This is a genomic window from Candidatus Poribacteria bacterium (assembly GCA_016866785.1).
In the GTDB taxonomy this organism is placed as follows: Bacteria; Poribacteria; WGA-4E.
Genome location: VGLH01000014.1, coordinates 20,665 through 44,665, shown reverse-complemented (window position 1 = coordinate 44,665; position 24,001 = coordinate 20,665). Strand labels below are relative to the sequence as shown.

Here is a 24,001-nt window from a genome sequence, read left to right as displayed (position 1 = left end):
CTCGGTTCGCCGAGATGGAAAGGATGGAGGTCGGTGACGCGGAAGGACTCCGCCGTTACGTCGCCCGCGTCGCCGATATCGTCCGCGAGTACATCGCCCGCCTGGCGCAGATACCCGCGCCCAGACGAACCACCCGCGTAACGCTGAACGTCCTGGCGCGAGAGCTGTCCCCCCAGTCGCTCGACCGCCTGCGGACGCTCCTCGACGCGGCGGACTTCGTCAAGTTCGCCAGGCACGTCCCGCCGGAGGAAGCCGCCCGCCGCTGCCTGAAGCAGGCGCGCGAGCTCAGCGCCGAGCTCAGCGCCGAGCTCGCCGACGAGCTCCAACGCCGCTAGACCTCCCTACCGCACGACCCCGCGAACCGCCGTCATCATCTGCACCCGCGACGTGGTCGGAGCCGTGATCTCGCGCTCGCGGTAGAGCGTCGCGTCGCGCCGACGCCGATGGATCGCGAAGTAATCGAACCGCGTGACGGTCGGAGGGATGCTCCCCGGACAGAGCGCGTGAACCCCGACCTGCACCGGATCGAGCATCGGCGATACCGTGCTGCCGCACGATAGCCAGTGGATGCCGTCCTCGCTGGCAAAGCCGGAGAACGTGTTCCCGCGACGCTCCAGCCGCAGGTAGAGCTGCTTGACGTTGATCAGCCCGGCTCCCCTGCCGACGAGCTGGTATCCGCCCGGGTAGTGCCGCTCGAACCGCACATCGCCCGCAAAGGCATGCGGACCCGACGTCTTCTCAAGCCGCACGAACGCCCCGCGATGCCGCCACACCAGCAGTCCGCCATGCTCGCGAAGCTGGGGTGTCACGGGCATGCGCGTCGTGATCGAGAAGTCGCCGGAGAGGTTCTGCACCAGCCTCGGCGCGTCGAAATTCAGCCCGTGCCACAGATCGACTCCCGACGACACGTTCATCTGGAGGTAGCCCTGGTTCGCCGACCACTGCCCGAACCCGCGCGGATCCTCCCACCGCCAAGCCGGATTCATCCGCGCTTCGCTGAACTCGTCGCGGAACACCATCACCGGGAACTCCGACGACTGCGTCCACCCCTCGATCCGTATGGACGAGATCTTCGACGTGAACTTCTCCGATAAGAGGTTCATATCGGGAACCTCGATGACGGAATCGCGCGGGTATATCTGCATCGGAAACGCGGATCCCTGGAAGTCGATGTGCTCGTAAAAGATGACCTTGCAGCCGCCCGGTGGGAAGTTGGGACCCTTGATGATGCGGAACGACTGGATGCTGTCCTGCATCCCCACCGTCTGTGTGAAGGCGATGTCTCGCAGGATCGTCACCTTCTCGCCTTGGAACCGAGGCTCTCGGAAGATCTCGATAATGAGCGGGATGGTTCCCCAATCGGGACCCGATGGTCGCACATCGGGACCGAACCCGATGGAACTCACCGTACCCGCGAAGTCGAACGACACGTCCGCGAGCGTCGGGTAGAACCCCGGCGTCAGCGCCAGCTTGCGTCCGGTGAAGTTGGGCGATTCGTAGAGGAGAGCCTTGTAGCTGGGTCCCGAGGCAAATCCGGGCCCCTTGTAGACCTTCGCCGCCCGGACTCGGTCCTGGAACCCGACATCCGCCATCGAGCGAATCGGATCGATGATCGTAGTCGACTGCCCGCCGAAGCCCGGATGCTCGAAGACCTCGACGACAAGGCGCGGGATGGTGCCGAGCATGGAATGCACCCCTTACAGACAGAAACAGAGAAGCGCACCGCCTGTTTCCTGCCATTGTGCCACGCTTCCCTGACGCAAACAATCGGCTTCCCGCGTCTCTCACGATGTGACGAGGAACCTTCCGGGTCCTTCTTCCCTTGCGGGCGAGGGAGCCATTCCATCCCTCACACAGCCACCAGCATGCCGTAGGGACGGTTCAAAGAACCGCCCCTACATCGCGCACATCCGCGCCAAGACCATGGGTTGTAGGGGCGACTCGTCGAGTCACCCGCGTTGTGTGATGGGCGACTCATCGCGTCGCCCCTACGCCATCTGACCACGCCTACTTGTGAATCACCATCCGACGCGTCTCGCGGAAGGAGCCGGCGCGGAGCTCGTAGAAGTAGACCCCGCTCGCGACGCGTTCCCCGAGCTCGTTCGCGCCATCCCAACGAGCCGCGCGACCGCGTTCGGCATAGTCGCCCGCCGGCAGAGCGCCCAGATCGAGCGTCTTGACCAACGCGCCCTGCGCGTCGTAGATGCGGATCGTCACCGCGCTTTCGTCAGCCAGCGAGAACGGTATCCACGTCTCCGGGTTGAAGGGGTTGGGATAGTTCGCCAGTAGCGCCGTCCGAATCCCGTCGCGTCCGGAGATCAACGGCTCGCCGAGGCGATAGCCCACGACCGCGCCGCGCGTGTCGGCGAACCGAACGTCGCGCAGACGCACCATCGCCGCCACCTGAGACGCGCTCAGCCCGCCGTGCGCCCGCAGGACGATCCGAGCCATCGCGCCGGATGTCGGCTCGTCGGACACGCTCCCGTCGTTCAGGTCGAGACGCGCCGACGCGACAAGCGCATCGGTCGCCGTCACCCGCGCGGGCGTCCAGAACGCCCGCTCGCCGAAGATGGCGGAATCCTCCACCTCCTCGATGCTCACACGCGTATCGGACGATTCGGCACGGAACTGGAACCCGCCCAGCGCCACCGACGATTCGGCGCTCAGACGAACCTCGTAGCGCTCGTCGCCCAGCGCCGCGACGCGCATCGAGACGCGCACGGGCCCGTCGGACGACGCGGCGAGCGACGGCGCTGCTGAGCGCGTCGATTCGCCGAAGTGCCGTCCAACCGTCACCAGGTCCGCGATATCGACAACGCCGTCGCCCGTCACATCTTCGGCGAGCCCGGCTCCAGATTCACCGAACCGGCGAGCCACGCTCACCAGGTCGATAATGTCCACCGTGCCGTCGCCGTTGGCGTCCCACGGCGTCGCCGAGACAGCGCTGAACTGGAACGTCGCCGAACCGGAGACCGACAGCGTCACCGTCCGCGTCGTCTCGCTCGCGCGAGCGTCGAGCTGACGCCACGTTCCGCCGACGAGCTGATGGACACGCGGCGAGTCCGCCGTAATCGACATGCCGGTCGGAACCGGCAGCGTCAGCGTCGCGGGCTGGTTGAACGACTCGATGAGCTCGCCGGCGGCGTTGCGCACAACGACGCCCCGCGCCGACCCGGCGACGGCTCCTGCCAGCGCCGGCAGACCTGACGGCTGGGTAAGCTGCACCGTCCCGGCGAGCAGGATGTTGCTGAACAACCCCCGGCTCGGGACGACCAGCCGCGTGCCATCCGACAGGCTCGCGGTTCCGCCCGTGCCCTTGATGAGCGCGACGTTCAGATCGGGCGAGACGACGGTCGGATCGCTCACCCCGGCGACGTTCACCGAGACGAGCCCGTAGTGAACCGTGCTACCCGCCGTGATCGTCGTGTCCGTGTAGGACACGGCCGCGACGGACGGAGCCAGCGGCGTCAGGCCGCTCGCGTTGGCGATGGCGTTGGGCGACCGGAAGACCGCGTAAGACGCCGCGTTCGGATCGGCGCTCCAGTCGAGCCGCACGCCTCTGCTATCCGCCGTCGGACGGACGAACGGAAGCGACGGAGCCGACTTCGGAGCCGCGCCGGAGAGCGTCACGTTGATCGTCGCGCTGGACGTCGCGTTCCCCGCTGCATCGGACGCCTTGACGACGACCGTGTTCGCGCCGTCGCGCAGCGTCACCGACCGGTCGAACGCCCCCTGAACCGTCGAAAGCGCCGTCTCGACGCCGTTGACGACGACCGCCGCCGACTTCAGCGCGTTCGTCACGTTGTCCGTGATGCTGCCCTTCACGCGGAGCGATGCGCTCGCCGACACCGACGCGATCGGGTCCACGGTGATCGTCGGCAGCGTCTGGTCGAGGACGATGCTCGCCACGTTGGATACCTGACTCAGGTTGCCGGCGCTGTCCTGCGCCGTCGCCGTGAGCCGGTTCGTCCCAGCGCGGAGGATGACGTTCTTCACCTCATACACGCCGGAGGCATCCGTCACCTGCGCGGACCCCGCGCCAACGCCGTTCACCGACAGAGACACCGTCATCGGAAGCGGCCCCGTGATATCGGGAATGCGTCCCTTGACGGAGATGGTTCCCTGGTTCGTCGGGCTGGGCAGGGCGTCGAACGTCGGAGCCGCCGGCGCTTGGAGCGACACGGTGAAGGGCCACTCGACGAACGACACGTTCCCCGAGTCGTCTGCGACCTGGATCCCGATCGTGTTCGTGCCGACGCCCAGCGCGCCCGTCGTCGATGTCAGGGAGCGCTCGAGCGCGTTCAGCTCCAACGGGTCGAACGATCCCGTCGTCCCGCTTCCCAGCGACCGCTCGAGGGCGTTCAGCTCCAACGGATCGAACGATGCGCCGCCGCCGCCCAGAGAGCGTTCGAGCGCCGACAGCTCCAGCGGATCGAGGCTGAACCCGCCGCGCGTCGTCTGCAGCGGCAGGAAGAGCCGGCGGCCCATCAACTGGACTTCACCCGTCTCGCGGTTGAACGCTGCGCTGCCGGTGCTGATCAGTCCCGCCAGCGACAGCGGCCTGCCGCCCGTCGGATCGTTCAGGAACAGGAAGATGTTCCTCGGATCCAGCGGCGAGCCGTCGCCAATCGAGAAGTTCAGGCTGTCCAACCCGGTGTCGCTGATGGACGAATCGGGCCTCGGGAACGTGATCGTGATCGTCGGCGGCGTGCGGTCCGTCGCCGACGTGTCCACGGTGAACGTCCACGTGGTCGTCGGCGCGGCGTTCCCGGCGGCGTCCTTCGCGTCGATGCTGACCGTGTAGCTCGTCCTGTTCGTCAGCGCCAGCGGCGCGTAGGTCACCTGACCCGACACGACGCTGTACGTCACGCTCGCCGTAACGTCTTCGAGCGTCCCGCCCGACGGTCCGAAGCGCACCACGAGCCCTCTCGGATCCGGGTTCGCTTCCAGGATCGTCGCGGAGATCGTCGGCTCGGTGTTGCGGATGACTTCGTCGGGACGCGGGCTCAAGCCCTCGACCAGCGGCGCAGAGGCATCGACGTAGAACCGGTTCGACGCTGTCGCCTGGTTCCCAGACGTATCGGACACCGTCACGACAAGGTCGTGCCGCGCCGGAAGCAGCGTGTCCGACCCGGCGAGCGGTCCCGCCAGCGAGTGCGTGAAGCCGGTTCCCTCGGCGGTAACTGCCAGGAGCGCGCCGTCCAACGTCACGCGGACGCTCGACGGGTCGATCCCGCTGGCGTCGGCGAACCCGACGCGCAGGCGCGTCTGATTGCCGCCGACGAACGCGCCGGGAACGGGTTCCAAGAACGTCACCGTCGGCGGCGTCGCGTCGCGTCGAACCGTCAGCGTCGTCGTCGCCGTGTTCCCCACCCCATCCTGAACCGTCACGACGATCGTGTTGTCGCCCTCATTCAGGACGACGGCGCTGCTGCGGAACGTCGTGCCGGTGACCCGCGCCTCGACGGGGAGACCGTTGAGGAGCACTCTCACCGCCGCGCCGCGCTCCAGCCCCGTCCCGACGATCGCCTCTTCAGCCGCGCGCGCGCTGCCCGTCGTCCGCGATTCGCCCCCGCCGGGGATGACGCGCACCGTCGGCGCGGGCGTCGAATCGTCCACGACGAAGTCGTACTGGACGATCGGCGTCTGGTTTCTCGCCGCGTCTGTCGCCTGGACGAGCAGCGTATGGCTCCCGGCGGCGAAGGTCTGCGAGAGCGTCGCGACGCCGTCGGCGAGGGCGAACGTCGCATCGGAGCCGTCCAGCGTGCCGGTCACGCTCGCGACGCCGGAGTTCTCGTCGGTCACGAAGAACCGGATCGTCGAGGGGCCGCCAGCGACCGTCACGCTGCCCCCGGCGACGAGGGCAGTTCCGTTGATCCGCGCGGACGTGATGGCGGGCGGTGTCGAGTCGGCGAGACGCGCGTCGAATGGGATGGTTCCCGCGAGCTCGCCGCTGTTCCCCGCCTTGTCCGTCGCCGTGATCTTGATGGAGACTGACGTGCCGGTGGCGAACGCCGTCGGCGGATCGTAGACGAGCCTGCCGAGAGCGGCGTCGAACGTCGCCGTCACGGCAGCGCCTGCGATCTCCAGCTTCACCGAGGCGGCATCGACGCCGCTCAGGGCGTCCGTGACCGCTCCCTCGAATCGGGGTTTCAGGTTGCCGGTGGGCGTGCCGAGTACCGGCGTCGCCAAGACGATGCGCGGAGCCTGCGTGTCATAGAGGAGCGCCTGCGGCGACGACAGCGCCGACGAGAGACCCGCCGCGTTCGTCGCGAACGCCTGGACGAGCTTCTCTCCCGGCGTGCGGAACGTCACGGCGAGGTTCCACTTGCCCTTGGCATCCGTCTTCGTCGTCCCGCGGATCGTCCCGTTCGCCACGACGGATACGTCGATGTCCGCGCCCGCCGTTCCGGTGACGGTGTACGGCGACGTGTTCGTCGACGTGGACGCCAACACGACCGTAGGAACCGCAGGCGGAGCCGTCGCTACCGTGAACGACCAGGACGCGGAGCCGCTGTTGGTCGCCTTGTCCTTGAACGTCGCGGCGACCTTGTGGACGCCGTCGGCAAGCGTCAACTCGCCCGTGACCGTAACGAGAACGCTCCGTTCGTCCAGCGGCGAGACGTTCACAACGGCTGGCGCATCGTCGATCGTGAGAGCGATGGACGCGGCATCGATGCCCGTCTCCGCGTCGGAGAGCGTCGCGCTGATCGCCGGACGGCTCGTCACGACAGTGGAGCCGTTCGCGGGTTCCAGCGTTCCGGCAGTGGGGGCGACCGTATCCGCCGCCGTCACATTCGGCGTGAAGAGCCGAGCGCCGGTTCCGACGAGTCCGTTGCTGCCCGTCGCCTCGACCGTCATCAGGTACGGACGTCGCTGGACGAGTGGTTCCGTCGGCGTGTAGGTGGCTTCGCCCGTCGTGCCGTCGAACGTCGCCGACACGGGAACGCCGTTCAGGCGCATCTCGACGCGGCTGATGCCGCCCGACGATGTCGCCGTCGCACGCAACATCGGCGTCAGCGTCGCGACTTCGCGCGCTCCTTCCGGCGGCGTCACGATGGTGACTACCGGCGGCGTCGCGTCGACGAGGACGCGCGCCGTGACCGGCGTCCCTTCCAGAGCGCCTTCGCGGGCGACCGCGACGATCTCATGGTCGCCATCGGTCAGCTCTGCGGTCACGAACCGGAAGCTGCCGTCGCCGCGCGGAGTGGCTCCGCCCGCGTCCCTTCCGTCGATCCGGAACGACACGACCGCATCCCGCTCGGTAACGCCGGTGATCGTCAGCGCCCTCACCGACGAAGGCGAGGCGATCGGGTCCAGCGTCAGCGGCGGAGCCTCGTTGTCCACCAGGAACGACGCCGAGATGGTTCGCAGCGCCCCCGGCGCCTGGACGGCGATGGCGACCGCCTGACCGTCCGCCAGCGGCAGGTCCGTCTCCGACGACCAAATCAGCACCTGGGGACCGGGAAGTTGCGCCGTCATGGAACCTCGGACGGTCGCGGGCTGCCAGGCCTGCCCGGGAATCCGGTATCCCACGACGACGCCGACCGGCTCGCCGGGGTTCGGGTTGAACAGATCGTACTCGATGATGGCATCGCCGTTCAGCACGCCGTCCGCGGAGAGACCCGTCACCCGCAGGTTCCGAATCTCGATCGTCTCTGGGAGAACCTGGATGGTTCCGCCCGACCGCGTCTGCGTCGCCTCGCCCAGCGCTGCGGTGACTTCGAGCGTGAAGTTCCCGACCGGCAGACGGAGATCCGCCGAGTAGCGCGAGAGCGTGGGGCTCACGTCGGCGGCTTTGGTCATCTCGACCGTCTGCTTCGCGCCGTCGCCCGTGCCGCTGACGACGACGGTCACGGAAGTCGGCGGCGCGCCCTCGGCGTGCTGGACGATCGCGCTGACGAAGTAGGTGTCGGCGGACGTGCCGACCGTCGGGTCAGCTACGGCGGCGAGAATCGCGAACGTTCCCGCGCCGGCTCCCTCCGCCGGGAGCACCATGACCACGACCGCGCGAGCGGTCTCGCCGCCCCTGCCGTCGGACACGCGCAGACGCACCGGATAGACGCCAGCGTCGCCGGCGACGGGACGGAGCGTGAGGATGCTCTTGGCGCTGTCGTAGCTGAGTCGATCCGCAGGGAACGTCGTCTCGTAGGTGACCGTCATCGGGTCGCCGTTGGGATCGACGGCTCCTTCGAGGAGGTTCAGAGCGAGCTCGGCGCCTTCGAGAACCCTCTGCGGCGGAATCGCGGCGAGACGCGGAGGCAGGTTCGCACCGACACGGACGTCGATGCGCGCCGTGCGCTCCATGATGCCGTCCTTGCCGTCGTCGGCTTTGATCGTGATGAGGTACGGCGACTTGGCGGCGGTTCTGGGACCCGGCGTCCAGGTCAGGGTGCCCTTCTCGAACGTCGCGCCCTCCGGCAGCGGCGTCGCTGTGAGCGTCAGCGGATCGCCGTCCGGGTCCTCGGCGACGACGGTGACGACGGCTTGCACGCCCTCGTCCACCGCGACGGGAAGGATCGGGCGGATCGTCGGCGCGCGGTTGGGAGCGTCGGTGAGCGTCACGGCGACGGTGACTTCCGTCACGGCGCGCGCGGAGTCGGTCAGGCGCGCGATGAACGAGAAGTTCTCCGCATCGGTCGGAGGCAGGAGCTCCAGGCTCTGCCGTGGACTGCGTCCCGACCGCGTCGAGACGACGCGCGCGTAGGACGGGAGCCCGACGAGCTCCAGAACCACGTCGCCGCCGTCGGGATCGCTGCCGGACACGGAAAGACGGTTGACGACGCCCTTCTGCATCGTGATCGCCGCCTTCAGGTCGTCGAAGACCGGCGGACGGTTCACATCGGCGACGACCAGGGTAAACCCGACGGACGTCACCTTATCACCGTCGCTCACGTTGAGGCGAATCACGAACGAACCCGACGCGTCGTATGGGATGTCCTTCCAGAGGAACGCGCCGGTCTTTGAGTCCAGACTCGCCGGTTTGGGAAGCCCCTCGGCGGTGAAGGACAGCGGCTGCTTCTCCGGGTCGCTCGCGGTGACGGCAAACGACCAGGTCTCGCCTTCCTTGACGTTCTGCGCGGCGATGGCTTCCACCACGGGCGGCAGGTTCTTCACCTCGCCGACGGTGACGTTCGTCGTCGCGCCGGTGGCGAGCTCGCCATCGGAGACCGTCCAGCGGAAGGCGACGAGGGTTCCGTCGAGCCGCGCCGCAGGCGTGAACCGCAGCGTCTGGATGAACGCGTCTCCGTCCTTAGCGGCGGTCGCTGTCAGGAAGTCGCGGATCGCGCTGAGAACGGACGGATCGCGCTCCGACGACGAGACGCTGAACGTGAGCGTCGAGCCGGCGTCGGGGTCCGTCGCGCGCACGGCGATGGCGACCGCTTCGCCCACCTTGGCGGCGGCGGTCTCGGCGACGACGACGACCGGTAGGCGATTCAATCGCTGGACGCGCACGGCGACTTCGGCAGTCACCGGCTCGTTGACGCCGTCGGAGGCGGTGAGGATGACGCTGAACCGGCGGTCGCGCGAGACCTGCGCGGACACGTTCATCGTCACTTTGCCCGTCGCGGCTTCGACGTTCACCGAGAGCGGTTCGTCGCCCTTCGCGGGTGTCGTGGTTTCGGTGATCTTGCCAGCGCCGTAGACGAGCTTGTCCCCGTCGCGGTCGGTCGCGGAGATGGAGAAGACGTTAGGCGTTCCGGCGAAGAAGGTCTGCGCCGGGATGCGCGCCACGGTGGGCGGCGTGTTGCGGATGGCCCCCGCGACGACCTCGACGTTGAACGTGACGGTCGCCGTCGCGGTCTTGGCACCGATGGTGATCGTGGCGACGCCGGGTTTACCGGGCGTGATGGCTAGCCGCGTCCCATCCAGAGCCGCCGCCACGATCTTCGAGTCCGACGATGCGACGTTCAGGACGACGTCGGAATCGGGGTCGATGAACAACGGCGTCGGTCCGCCGAGTTCGGTGACCACGGGATCGCTGGTGTTCGAGATGCGCTGGTCGCGCGGCAAGGTCGCCGCCGGGTTCAGGACGGTCGGATCGTCGGCGGGCGTCACGGTGATCTTCGCCGTGACCGCAGCCGATTCCAGCGGTCCGTTCGCCGCAACGAAGTCAAACGAGTCCTCGCCGACGAAGTCGCGCTTCGGCGTGTAGGTCGCGACGTTCCCCTTGATGGCGACGGTTCCGTTCGCAGGCGTCTTCTTGACGACGAACGTCACGGGAACGCCCACCGGAGTCGCCGCAAGCGTGATATCAACCGGCTTCGCGCGCGGCGTCGTGACCGGCGGAACCGCCGCTGCTACGGGGCGCGTCGGATCGACGGTCACTTTGATGGCGATCTCGAACGGCACCAGCGGGTCGGTATCCAACTCGCCGTCCGATGCGGCGATCGTGAACACGTCCAGACCCGTGAAGCCCAGCCGCGCGTCGTAGTTGAACGATTCGAGCTCGTGGTTGAAGGTGACGTTATTCCCGCTTGTCGGTATCGACGTGAGCAGGAAGATGAGCTCCTCGTCGTCCACGTCTTCGACGGGGATCGGCACGCCGATGAGCCGCTGTCCCTCCTGAACCGTGAGCGACAGCAGCTCGATGGGACGCTCCGCGACCGGAAGGAAGAACGGACGGTCGTTCACCGGGCGGATAACGATCTTGACCAGCGCCGGTTCGCTGTCGAACGTCCCGTCGTTGGCGACGAACGTGAAGGCATCGTCGCCGTAGTAGTCCTTCTCCGACGTGTAGACGAGCGACGCGCCTACGCCGGTCAGCGTTCCGTGAGCCGGCGGGATGACGATACGAAACGTCAGGACGTCCTCGGCGTTCAGATCGGACGCCTCCAGCACGAGCTCCAGCGTCTCGTCCTCGTTGATCGTGAATTCGGCGGGGGTGGCGACGGGCGCTACCTCCCGCGGCTTGATCGTGACGTGGAACGTCGTCGTCGACGCTAGCTCCGGAACCGGATCGAAGCGCCCGACGATCGCTTCGGTAATTAGACTCGCCGCGTCCGCGTCCGCCGGTGTCATCTGGCGGACCACCGTGCCGATGGGCGTCGTCGAAGCGGCGTCTTCAAAGACCTCGATGAGGATGAGCGCTCCGACCGGCACACCCAAGGAACCGCCGAACGTCGCGGCGAACGCTCCATCGACGATGGGAGCCGTGACGACGGTTCCCATACCGAGGACCGTGACATCCACCTCCGCTGTGGAGGGCAGCGCGCCTTCGCTGACCACGTGTCCACCGACCGCGAAGAACGGCAAAATGCCTCCATCGACGAAGTCCGTGGCGCTCACGACGATCTCGACCGGACCCGTTTCCAGCGTGTTGAAGGTCGAGTCTGGGATGATGACCAGTTGGTGACCGTCTGTCGCCGAGAACTCCGGTACCGCCTTGACACGGGGGTCCGAGCTCCGCGCGCTTAACGTCACGGGTTCCCCGTCCGGATCGGCAGCGTGCAACGGAACGACCGCCCCATGTCCTTCATCGAGGATCAGGTTGGCGATCGGTTCCAGTATTGGCAGCCGATTCTCCAGCACGGTCACCGGAACGCTGCGCGAACTGGAGCCCTTCGCGTCGCTCGCAACCACGGTGAACGACGTCTCGCCGAGAAAGCCGACGGAGGGCGTTACCGTCGCGTAGAATCCCGTCGTCGTCTCGGAAATCCGTACACTCAGTCCGGACCCCGGCTCGGCGGTGACGTTGATCGGATCGCTCTCAGCGTCCGAGATGGGGAGTGGAACCGTCACGGGACGGTTCCGACGAGTGGTTACAGGCGCAATCGTCCCGATGGTCGGAGGGAGATTCGTCGACAGGACCAGCCGCAGTGTCGCCGGAGACGTGCCCGCGACGATGGGAACAACCGCCACGGCGGCGGCATGGAGCGGCGCAGACGCCACGATTGTGTATTCGCCCACTTCCAGCTCGATCGTGAACCCGCCCTCCGCGCCGGAGATCACCGTGTCGACCACGGGGCCCGTCAGACCGCCTTCATGCACGACGACCGTCGCTCCGGCGACCACCGCGCTCTTGTCGTCGACGGTGACACCCGACAGCGCCTGCGTCGGCTTAGCGCCAAATCCGATGAGCGACTCGCTGATCGTCGACAGGTTCACCGTGCGCCAGTACGCCCGATCCATCACCAGTGGGATGTCGGTCGAGCGCGCGATGAGCTTGCCGTCAACGTTGAAGCCCAGCGCCCGCACCATGTGGACTCCCTCGGACAGCCCGAGCAGCGAGGTCAGCGGGAACTCGCCCGACCAAGTCCGCGTAGTACCCGTCGGCGGCAACGCGAACATCGATGCCAACGCGACGTTTCCGCTCTTCACCAGGCTGTGCGCCACGATGGACGCGAAACGCCGCGCATCCAGCGGGTCCACGTCGCCGTCGTCCAGCCCCAAGCCGTAGCGCGCTACGGCAGCCGTCAGGTTCTCCATCGCGCCCCGGTTCACCCACTGCATGTTGTAGGGATCGGGCAGCGCCCACGTGGAGACGGGACCTGTCGGCGTCGAGATGGGAGCCTTCAGATGGGCGACGAAGTAGTAGACCGTGTGCATCCCCGGCATGAGCGCGACGGGCTCTTCCGCCGCCCAGACGCCGCCGCTGCCGGTGTAACTCAGGGGAACCGACGAATACGTGAGCGTCCGAGCGTCCGCCGGAGGCGAAGCCACTTGAGCGTAGTACGCGGTCACCAGGTCGGCATCGAACGTTCCGTCGGGAAGGACCGTGCCGGGCCAATGACCCAAGAACTCCAGCGCCGCGTCCTCGTCGAAGACGAACCTATAGGAAGCCGGCGCCGTAGCCGTGACCTCCGACGCGCTGACGCCGATATGAGTCGCCGTCGGCGTCGAGAGCTCGAACTTCACCGACGCGATATCCGCCCCGGTTCCGGCGACCAGTCCCAGCTTCGGCGCACCGAGAACTCTGCCCACTCCCCCTGCGCGGAAGCTCAGGTCCGTCGTGAAGTCGCCCCGCTGAATCGTCAGGGGGTTCCCAAAGTTGTCCCGAACGACCTCATTTCCATAGGACGGATAGATCGCCGGAGCCGCAGGATAACCGGGAATCACCGGCACGAGCAGATGGCTCTCCAGCGCCGACGCCAGCAGCGAACGGTCCGTCTCCGAAAGGGGCGCCGCGGCGACCGCCGCATGCACCGCCTCCTGGGCGAGGTGCGTGAGCGCGCTCGTGTTCATCCCAAGCCCGCCCAGCGTGATCGGCGCGTAGACGACGGTTCCCAGCGCGTCGAACGTCGTGACGACTTCGTCCTTGCTGTTGCCGCCGATCATGTAGAACGTGAAGGACTTGCCCTGACCGGGGAGCAGCGTTCCCAGGTCGAACGCGATGTTGATCCCGACGTCGCTCAGCGTCCCATTCGGGTCGTTCGGAGCGGTTAGCACATGATCCGGGTCGTACGTGAACAGTCCGGAGGATTCGACATCGACTTGGTAGCTGGCGACTTCGAAGGCGACCGCATCACCCAGTCCCGTCGCGCCCAGTCCGAACCAGCCCCAGGACGTCGTTCCGGCGGTCACGAGCTTGCCTTGCGGAACCGCGACAATATCGTTGTACGTGCTGAAGCTGGACCCGTAGGTCACCCCTTGATCGGGGTCCATGTTCCGCAGGTAGCGCACGTTGTGCGGCACTCGGTCGATGTTGCGAATGAACACGTCGAACCGAGCGGCGGTGGAACCCCCGTCGAACGAGATGGTCTGCTGGATGAGGATGCCGGGGGCGATCGTCGCCGTGTACTCCGCGCGGCGAAGGGCTCCGGCGCTCGTGTTCCGCAGGACGCCGGGAATCGTCGTGCTGAGCGGGCCCTCGGCGCGCGTTGTCGTCGAATCCACCTTGACGGCGTACGCCTCCAAAGGCGAGCCGGGGTAGAAGTAGTCAGGGCGCGACGTGAAGACGCCTGTTCCCGCCGGCTGATAGCGGAAGCTGATGTGCGAGTTCTCGTCGATCAGGGAGCCGTCTTTGTTGATCCCGACCTGCACGTAGTTGCCCGTCAGGACGAACCCGCTGGACGCCGCCTCGACGGTGAACATCGACACGGCGCTGATGCCGGGGACCGTCAAGCCTTCCCCATCCCTCAGCGTCACCGTCGCCGTGTACGAGCGCCCGGCGACCAGCCCGGACAACGTCGTCCGCGTTCCCGACAGGACGGAGCCCGACGCCACCACGTCGCCCGCCGCGGTCATGTCGGCGAGCTGGTACTTCCAGCCGGTCGTGTGGTCGGTGATGGCGACATCGAGATTTGTGCTCGTCACGCCGACGAGTTGCTGACCATTGTAGGGCGCGACGATTGCCACGGCAGGCGTCGCGAGCGCTGGGCTTGCCAGCGCCAGCCCGAATGCGACGACGATCAACCCGACCACACACTGGAACGCGAGCGATCCTTTTCCCGCCGTGCCTGCCGTGCCTAGCATGTGCGCGCCCTTCCCGTGTGACAGCGCGACCGATCCAAAGGCTCCAGGTCAATTCCTGGTCGAACGCGGTACGATGATTAGCTAACGAAAAAGATTTGATCGACGTTCAAGGGCTCTCGGAAATCGGCATGAGGAGCACGCCTGGAGACGCATGGGGCTCCTGCCAGTCCGGACGGGCTGGTGGTCGCTCGGAGCTAGAAGAGCCCCTCGACGACAAGCTGTACCCGCGTCTCACGGCCCGAGTTGAAGCCCTGAGCGAACAACGCGCCGGTCTCGTCCACATAGGTCCACCATCCGTTGTATCCAGCGTACGCGGGGCCCCGAAGGACAGACGCCGTCGCGTAGAGGCGTGTGCCCAAGTCGTACTGCACGCCCAGCTCCCAATCGAGGAAGGTCTGCACTGTCGTGAATCGACGGAGGTTGTCTTGGGAGCCGGGCTTGTCCGCCGTCTTGCGCGCGACAGCAAAGTTGATCGTGGTGACCTTGCCGAACCCGAAGTTCGCGAAACTGCTCATCGAACGGATGCGGTAGGGGTCCTGATTCAGCGTGCGATCCCACACCAGTTCGAACTGCGCCTGATCGTAGACCGTGTGGTCGCGGTCGTCCTGCGGGAAGGAGCGCTCAGGGTCCAAGCCCGCCTCAGCCTGATAGAACTGCTCGCTCCGCGCCCGGAGGCTGTAGAACCCCGGCGCGAACGCGAACCGTTCCCGCTCGTTCCAGTCGTAGGCGAGCCGCAGGTCCGCCTGCGCAGACGCGCTCACCGTGCCTGGCAGCACGAGGAGGCTCAGCGTCTTGTCGCGGAACAAGAAGCCGCGCGCCCGGAAGTCCGCCTCGGTTCCCAGGACCGCGTCGAGGTCCGGGTTGTCTACTTCCTGCAGCAACGTCGTCATGTCGTAGATGACGTTCAGCGTTCGATGGACGTTCGACCAGGCGACCCCGCTCGACGCTTCGTAGACGCGAATCCGGCGCGACTGGGAGTGCTCGCAGTACGTCCGTCCGTCGCCTCCGATGGCGCACAGATCGTAGTGCCACGACGCATAGGATTCGACCGGGAAGCGCACGAGTTGGCGGTCGAGGTACTTCCCCTCCGGCGTAAAGCGTTGGACGCGTCGGATCAGGGTCGTCGTCAGCCGCTCGTCGCTCAGGCGATCCTCCATGCGGAGCATGCTCTCCGGCACGACGGGCGATGGATCGTCCTTGCGCAGAGGCAGCCCCGTCGCGTGCGAGCGGACATAGACCGCATGGTCGCCCACGAGGATCGTCCCATCCGCCTGAACGCTCACCAGGAACGGCTCCGTCAACTGTCCGTCCCGCGTCCCATGCGTTCCGAACGTGCGCAGGGAATCCCCCTCAGGACCGTAGACGACGATTCGATGGTTCTTCGTGTCGGCGACGTAGATGTTCCCCTGGGCGTCCACGGACATCGACGCGCTGTCGTGCGATTCGCCGTCGCGTCCGCCGCGCGCTCCGAAGTACCCGACGACTTCGCCGTCCGGCTTCACCTCGAAGATCGTGTCGCGGTCGTTGACGAGGATGGTTCCGCGCGGCGTCGGCGCGAGGATCACCTTCCGGTTCGTGTCGCCGTAGGGAACGATCGCGGAAAGCTCACCCTCGGATGTGACGGCGAGCAGCGCGCTCTCCGGCATCGGGCTCTTCTCGCCGAGCTCCAGGTAGTTCAGAACGCCCTGATACGTCCCGTCCGAGGCGAACCGGCGCACCGCGTGCGCGTAGTAGAACACGGGTCTGCCCGGAGCGTTCGTGATCGGCAGATATTCCAGGTCCACGACGTAGATGGAACCGTCGGCGGTCGCGGTGATCGCCGTCGGCTTCTGAAGGATCGTCGATCCGAGCGTCGTGTTGTCGATCGCCAACGTCGCAACGCCATCGGCATCGAAGCGCTGGATCCGCTTGTAGGTCGCATCGACGACGTACAGGTTCCCGGAGGCGTCTGCGTAGAACGCCGTCTGATCGGATAGCTGACCGGTCTCAGCCCCCTTGCCGCCGAACTCGCGTACCAGAGCGGACTCCTGATGCGCCAACAGCGGCAGCGCCAATAGCCATAGGAGCAGGCAAGCCGCCGCCGAGGCGTGCCCGACAAAGCCTCTAGTCACTGAACGCCGTTCGCGTGCGTCTCTGCCCATTGACTGAATGCCTTCTCCGCTGGCGCGATCTGCTCTCGATGGCTCTTGATCTTGTCCAGGACTGCGTTGAGGAATGCGGCGGACTCGTCGGCGCATAGGAGTTTCGTCAGTTCGACGATCTCGTTGATGGTAACCACCGGCGGGACATCCGATAGATAGAGCATCTCAGCGCTGCCCAACCGCAGCAACGCGAGGTCCAACGCCGGAACACGATGAAGCGCACGTTGCCGCGCGTACTGTTCGACAAGCCCGTCGATCGTGTCAAGGTGCAGCAATGCCAACTCGACCAACTGCGTGGCGAATCGCCGCACCGGGCTGTCGACTTCGCGAGCCGCTTCCGTCCGCCAAAACCGTTCGAGAGCCTCGTGCGAGTACTCTCGCGTCAGTTCGAACTGATACAGGGCGGTCGCCGCGAAGTAGCGCGCCAATGTACGCGGGCGAAGGCGCGGTATCTCACTGCCGATTGCCATGACACCCGCCTGCCTCTCACGCCACCGGTCTGTCGCCCCGTAGACAATACACGAACGCCACAGAGCGCGGCAACTCCGCGCTTTCAGGAGCAGGGCTGTTTCATGAACGGACCGCCTGATCCCGAATCGGGTCAACCCAACGGGTCATTCCCGCGAGCCCGCCTTCGCGGGAGCGACGGAGCGGAAACGGTGGCTCCATGGACGGCTGGTGTCCCGTCGGAGCAGTGGACGTTCGTCTGGACCCCGCCGTGCGGGGACCGAGGGGCTTCATGAAACAGCCCTGATTCAGGAGTTCGCGCAAACGTTCTGATGCCCCGTTCGTTGGCTCGATGAAGGGACGCCTCAAATGACACAACGCGAACGCAAGCTCCGCCGACTGGCGGCATATGTCGATGGCACGCTCTCCGACGAGGGGCGAGCCCGCTTCGAGCAAGACCTGGAACGCGACGGCGACCTCCGCTACCTGCTCGACGTCTACCAGACGCTCCGTTCCCTCGCGGAATCGGGACCGGAGCCCCGCGACTCCTACCCCGTCGAGCAGTACGTTGCCGATGTGATGCGCCGAGCCGAATCCGAGCGAACCGGGACGCGGTTCCTGCCGCGTATCGTCTGGGTCGGTCTGCCCGCCGCCGCTGCCCTGGCAATCGGCTTCTGGGGATGGCGCAACCCGCAGCCGAAGACCGCTGCCGAACTCGTCGCCAGCGCGCCGCCGGAGGTCACGCGTTCTGCGCCTGAGCCTGCGACAACTGCCCCGTCCGTCACCCCCCAGATGGCTCCTGCAACGGTTCCCCATGAAGCTCTGCAGCGGGCTCCACAAGCGGCGGCGAAGGAAGCTCCGAACGCCGCGCCGAAGGCAGCCCCGGAACCGACCCGCGCGGCTCCGCCGGCGCGAGAGGAAGCGGAGGCGTTTGCCCTTGCGCAAGTGGACGAGCAGATCGAAGCCGGGCGGGACGTCAGAACCGTTCCCTCGTTCAGCGCAGGCGGCGGGGCTCGCCTGGCTGAGCCGGAGGCGGCCCCTCTCGCGCCAGTCGCCCGGGCGCGTCAGAACCGCTCGGCAGCGTACCCGTTCGAGCTCCGCATCGTCGCGGGCGACGATGTCCACGTCGTCAAGCCCGTCGTGGACAACCTAACTGCCGAGTTCGACGACGACGGCATCCATTACAGCGTCACGCTCAAACGCTCGCCAGATGGCCAGTGGACGCTCGCGACGAACTACAAGCCTGAGAATGCCGACGAAGCCACGGAATCCGCTGAGCGGTTCTTCCGACTCCCAGCCACCGGCTCTGCCGCTAGAACCGCCGCCAACGCTGCACAGACCGTCAGCGCGGCATCCCCCGAGAGCCTGCGCATCCGCATCGCGCAGCCCATCGGCCGCGCCGAAAAGCTCTACGCCGTGATCGTACCGACGCAATGACCGGAGAGGACGGAACGATGAACCGATGGCTCCCCCTGCTGCTTCTCGCCACCATCGCCGCCCCTGCGACTGCCGATTGGGCATGGTCTCCCCCGCAGTCGATCCTCCACGGAGACCGCGAGGAGCTGACCGGCTCGCTCGCCATCGCCGAGATGGGTATCGGCTCCATCCAGAAGGCCGCTGAACCGGTCGCCGCGCGCATCCGAGCCGTCACGTCCATCGAAGTCTCGACCGCCGACGTGAGCCAGGCCGTAGACGACTCCCCCGAAACGCTCGACGCCGCCCGCGTGCCCGTCCTGATGCTCTCCGGCACGGCGCGGTCGCGACCGTCCGAGACGCAGCGGAACGCGCTCCGGCGCTACATCGAGGCAGGCGGGTTCGTCGTCGTGTCCGGCAGGAGCCAGCGGTTCTCCGAGAGGATGCGCGACTGGGCCCGCGACGCCTTCGCCTCCACGCCCCCGATGGAACTGGCTCCGATGGACGGCTCGCGGCTGCCTGACGCCCTGCGCGCCGCCGTCGAGGGAATCCGGACCGAAGGCGTCGTGATCGATTCGAAACCGCGTCTCGTCCTCCTCCCCACGCGCGACGAGGCGAAGGACGTCCCCTCGCCGACATCGGAGGGCGAACGCGACCTCCTGACGGCGGTTCTCCTGCTCGCTGCGCTCGGTTCCCCACAGGTGCAGCAGTTGGAGGAGACGGCGTTCACGATCTCCGCCCGCCGGGACGGCGACCGCGTCCTGCTGACCGCCGTGGCGACCGCCGACCTGCGGCTGACCAGCCTCTACCTCGCCCTGATGGACATGGACGACGTCCTCGCGGCGAACTCCGTCATGCCGGAGGCTGGCGCGTCGGATGTGCGCGTCGAGCTGGAAGCTCCGATCCGTCTGCCGTTCGATCCGTCGCTCTACTGGGTTCAGGCGCGCGGCAAAGGGAACGATCTGGTCGTGGCGCGCCGGACGAACCTCGCCGAAGTGCTGGGCAGTCTGGACACCGAACTGCTCGGCCAGGATCGTTGGCTCCGTGGGAGCCCGGCGAGCGTGCGGGTCATCGCCCGCGACGCGCGGAGCTCGATGCCCGTCGCCGGAGCCGTCGTCCGGGCGGCCGTGACCGCCGACGGCAAGACGCTCGCCGTCTCGGAAGGCACGACGGACGCCGCCGGTTCCGTCAGTGTGCGGTTCGACCGAATCGAGGCGTCCGCCGACGCGGTGGAACTCGCGGTCGATGTCCAATCGCCGCTGGGCGACGACGCGATCACGCGGACGATCCGGATCGAGTCGAGCGCGAAGATTCTGCTCACCGCTGACAAGCCCATCTACCAGCCGGGGCAAACGATCCATCTTCGCGCGCTCTGTTTGCGCGAGAGCGACCTGCGCCCCATCGCAGACGGAACGCTGACGTTCGAGATCGAGGACGCCAAGGGCAACAAGGTATTCAAGCGGATCGCCGAGCGGAACCGGTTCGGCGTTGCCGCCGCCGACTTCCTCCTCGCCGACGAGCTGAACGCAGGTCCATACACCCTCCGCGCGATGGACGGGCCCACGACCCAGGAGAAGACCGTCACCGTCGAGCGCTACGTCCTCCCGAAGTTCCGCACGACCGTCGAACTCGACCAGCCGCACTATTCGCCGGGCGCAACCGTGAGTGGCTCCGTGCAGGCGGACTACTTCTTCGGCAAGCCGGTCGCGGGCGGAACCGTCGAGATATCCGCCGCGAAGTTCGACGTCGGGTTCGAGCCCTTCGCCAAGCTGACGGGCAAGACGGACGAGACGGGTCGGTACGCCTTCGAGCTGGAGCTGCCGGACTACTTCGTCGGCACGCCGTTGGACGCCGGCAAGAGCTTTGTCCAGTTTGAGGTCACCGTGACAGACGGCGCGGAGCACGCCGAGACGTCCACCGTGACGCGGCCCGTCGTCGCGTCGCCCATCACGCTAGTCGTCGTGCCGGAAGGCGGCGAGCTCGTCCCAGGCGTCGAGAACCAGGTCTACGTCGTCTCGACGAGTCCTTCCGGCGAGGCAGTTCAGGCGAGCGTGACGTTGAAGTTGGGGAACCAAGAGTGGACGGAGACCTCCGATGCTGCCGGCATCACGACCTTCTACATCACGCCGCAGCCGGGGAACTCGCTCGTCGAGGCGCGCGCCCGGACACCGCAGGGAGTCGAGGCGGAAGTCAGCGTCTCGCTGGACGAGCGGGGGTTCGACACGGTGCTGCTGCGTCCCGATCGGTCGGTCGTCAAGGCGGGCGATGTCCTCACCGCCGAAGTGCTGTCCGCGCGGGACGGAGGGTATGTCTACGTGGATGTCATCCGGTCGCGCCAGACGGTTCTCACGAAGTCCGCGCCGATCCAGGCGCACCGGGCGCGCGTCTCGTTCCCGCTCGGAGCGGACGACTTCGGGATGCTGGAGCTCCACGCCTACGTCGTGGGAACCGACGGCAACATCCGACGCGACACGCGAGTCGTCTACGCCTCGGAGGCAGATGACCTGTCCATCGCTGTCCATCCCAGCAAGGACACCTACGCGCCGGGTGAGGACGCCGAGGTCCGGTTCCACGTTTCGGATCGCGAGGGGCACCCGGTTCTCGCGGCGCTGGGCGTCACGATCGTCGACGAAAGCGTCTTCGCGCGTCAGGAGAACCAGCCGGGCTTGGAGCGCGTCTTCTTCCTGCTGGAGAAGGAACTCCTGCAGCCCCGCTACGAGATTCACGGGTTCGAGCCGGACTTCATCGTGACGCCCCAGCCCCGACCGCTGGAGCGAAGGGCGAAGGCGGCGCGTGTCCTCTTCGCCGCTGCGCAAACGCTTCGGCGCGAGCCGACCCTATCCGTCCGATCGACGGATGCCAAGCGCGAGCGGCGGCATGCGGAACTCGTTCGCCGGCTCGAGCGCCCTGCCGAGAAGATCCGCGTCGCGCTGAAGCGATATCTCGAAGCCGACAAGGACCTGCCGACGGATGGCGACCTGATCGCGGCGCTGATTCAGTCGCGGCTCCTCCACTCCGCCGACGCCGATGATCCGTGGGGGAACCGCCTGCGGCTGTCCAACGTCCTGGCCAGTCCGGGGCCCGACGGACGAGAAGGCACGCTCGACGACATCGAGGCGCTCGCTTTCGAGGAGGACTGGCGTTTCGAGGACGGCAAATACTTGCAGCGGATCGCGTGGCGCTTCGGACAGAACGACGTGGCGGAAGGCATCGTCCTCATCGAGCGTTCGCGCGATGTGAGCGATATGCCACGTCGTGCGAGGCGGTTCGGGCTGGCACGCGGCGCAATGATTGAAGAACAGCTCGAGATGGCGGACGGCGCCATCATGTTCGGCAGGGCTGTCGGCGGGGCGGGCGCGATGAACGCGATGAAGATGGCGGAAGTCGCCGCAATGGCAGCTCCTGCGGCAGCCCCCATGCCGGAGGTCGCTCCGACGCGGCTGCGCGAGTTCTTCCCCGAAACGCTGCTGGTCACGCCGTCGCTCATCACCGACGAGAAGGGAGACGCCGTCCTGCGGTTCCCCGTTGCTGACTCCATCACGACGTGGCGGGCGAGCGTCATGGCGTCGTCGCTTAACGGCTTGCTGGGGAGCACGACGGCGGGCATCCGCGTGTTCCAGGACTTCTTCCTCGACATTGACCTGCCGGTGAGCCTGACGGTCGGCGACGAGGTGAGCGTGCCGGTCGCGCTCTACAACTACCTCGATACGAACCAGGACCTGAGGATCGAGTTCGAGACGGGCGAGGGCATCGAGCTCGTCGGCGCGTCGGAGCAGCGGGCGACGTTGGCGTCTGGCGCGGTGACGGTGCGCTACTTCAAGATCATCGCCAAGAAGGCGGGAAGCGCGCCGCTGACGGTTCGCGGCTACGGGACTCGGATGGGCGACGCCGTGCGCCGTCGGGTGGATATCGTGCCGGACGGACGCGAAGTCCGCGATACCGTCAACGACCGGCTCAAGGGAACCGTCCAGCGGACGGTGACGGTTCCCCGAAACGCGGTTCCCGACGCGAGCAAGGTGTTCGTGAAGCTCTATCCGGGAGCCTTCAGCCAGGTCGTCGAAGGGCTCGACGCGATCCTCCAGATGCCGTTCGGGTGCTTCGAGCAGACGTCTTCGGCGACCTACCCGAACATCCTGGCGCTGCGGTATCTCCGGACGACCGGCAAGAACACGCCGGAGGTTCAGCTCAAAGCCGAGGGGTACATCAGCCTCGGGTATCAGCGTCTGCTGTCGTTCGAGGTGGACGGCGGCGGGTTCGAGTGGTTCGGGAACGCCCCGGCGAACCAGCTCCTGACCGCCTACGGGCTCATGGAGTTCGCCGACATGGCGAGCGTCCACGAGGTCGATGCCGCTGTCATCCAGCGGACCGCGGCGTGGCTCCTCGGCAAGCAGGGCAAGGATGGGTCGTGGAAGCCGGACGCGTCGTATCTCCACGCCGAGAGCTGGGGGCGCATCCAGTCCAACGAACTGCTTCCGACCGCCTACATCCTGTGGGCACTGGGCGAGGCGAAGACGCAGGACGAACGCGTCGGCAAGGGCATCGACTATCTGCGCGGCCGCTGGCAGAACGCGCGCGATCCGTACATGCTCGCGCTCATCGCCAACGCGTTGGTCACGTCGGACGCGGCTGGCAAAGCGACCGGCGAGGTTATGGCGCGGCTCAAGGAACTCGCGGTCGTGGACGGCGACGCGGTTCACTGGAAGTCCGAGCTTCCCACGATGACCTACGCCCGCGATGAGTCGTCCAACCTCGAAGCGACTTGCCTCGCGACGTTGGCGTTCCTCAAGTGGGGCAAGGACCCGTCGTTCACCGAGAAGTCGCTGACCTACCTAGTCCGCGCCAAGGACCCCAACGGCACGTGGCACACGACGCAGGCGACCATCCTCGCCCTGAAGGCGCTCCTGATGGGGAGCGAAGGCGGCGGCGCGACGCGCGGCGAAGTGACCGTGTCCATCGACGGGAAGTCGGCGCAGCGGCTCGAAGTGACGCCGGAGGACAGCGACGTCGTCCGGTTGGTGGACTTCGGCGCGGTCGATCCCGGCGAGCACACGGTCAAGCTGACGTTCGAGGGCGAGGGCAGCCTGCTCTACCAGATCGTCACGCGGTTCTACGAGCCGTGGCGGGAACGCGACCGCGTTGGCGAGCAGCCGCTGCGCATCGGCGTCACCTACGACAAGACGCGGCTCGCGCAGAACGACGTCGTTCGCGCCGAGTGCGTCGTGGAGAACCAATCGCCTCGCGCGGCGAAGATGGTCATCGTCGATCTGGGGATTCCGCCGGGGTTCTCGGCGAGTGGAGCGGACTTCGAGGCGCTCGTGGCGTCCAAGACGATCCAGAAGTTCCAGATGACGCCGCGCCAGGTGACCCTCTACTTCGACGAGCTGGAACCCAAGAAGCCGCTGACGCTCCGGTACGAGCTCCGGGCGAAGTATCCGAATCCGCGCGAAGACCCGGGCATCGAAGGCGTACGCGTACTACAACCCGGAGGCGGTCGCCGTCGCGGCTCCTGTGGAGCTCGAAGTCACCGAGTGAGCCGGTGCGAATGGCTGTCGGTCAGGGCGGGTCTGAGACCATAGGTATCAACG

The 24,001-nt window shown here is 66.9% G+C and carries 7 protein-coding genes; 3 read left to right on the top strand and 4 right to left on the bottom strand.

The features are described 5' to 3' along the window. Positions 1-23: 23 nt before the first annotated feature. Positions 24-335 (top strand): hypothetical protein, encoded by a 312-nt coding sequence (locus FJZ36_03735; GenBank protein MBM3214010.1) that lies wholly within the window; start codon positions 24-26, stop codon positions 333-335. A 6-nt stretch (positions 336-341) separates the two neighbouring features. Here the strand turns inward: FJZ36_03735 and FJZ36_03730 are convergent, their stop codons facing one another. From FJZ36_03730 to nusB, 4 genes are all read right to left on the bottom strand, one after another. Next, entirely contained in the window at positions 342-1,685 is a 1,344-nt protein-coding gene (locus FJZ36_03730) for a hypothetical protein (protein MBM3214009.1), read from the bottom strand. A gap of 322 nt (positions 1,686-2,007) precedes the next feature. Further along, positions 2,008-14,415, bottom strand: a complete 12,408-nt coding sequence (locus tag FJZ36_03725; GenBank protein ID MBM3214008.1) for a tandem-95 repeat protein — start codon at positions 14,413-14,415, stop codon at positions 2,008-2,010. Positions 14,416-14,609: 194 nt separating this feature from the next. Next, entirely contained in the window at positions 14,610-16,652 is a 2,043-nt protein-coding gene (locus tag FJZ36_03720) for a hypothetical protein (GenBank protein MBM3214007.1), read from the bottom strand. Continuing rightward, positions 16,523-17,026: a transcription antitermination factor NusB gene (gene nusB / locus FJZ36_03715; GenBank protein ID MBM3214006.1), complete on the bottom strand. Its 504-nt coding sequence runs from the start codon at positions 17,024-17,026 to the stop codon at positions 16,523-16,525. Before nusB ends, FJZ36_03720 begins: the two co-directional genes overlap by 130 nt. A gap of 346 nt (positions 17,027-17,372) precedes the next feature. On the opposite strand from nusB, the gene FJZ36_03710 reads away from it, so the two are divergent. Together FJZ36_03710 and FJZ36_03705 are read left to right on the top strand one after the other, a co-directional pair. After that, positions 17,373-18,440 carry a hypothetical protein gene (locus FJZ36_03710; GenBank protein ID MBM3214005.1) on the top strand — a complete coding sequence of 356 codons (1,068 nt, stop codon included), beginning with the start codon at positions 17,373-17,375 and terminating at the stop codon, positions 18,438-18,440. Then, entirely contained in the window at positions 18,437-23,992 is a 5,556-nt protein-coding gene (locus FJZ36_03705; protein ID MBM3214004.1) for a hypothetical protein, read from the top strand. The genes FJZ36_03710 and FJZ36_03705 overlap by 4 nt, the downstream gene beginning before the upstream one ends. Positions 23,993-24,001 lie beyond the last annotated feature (9 nt).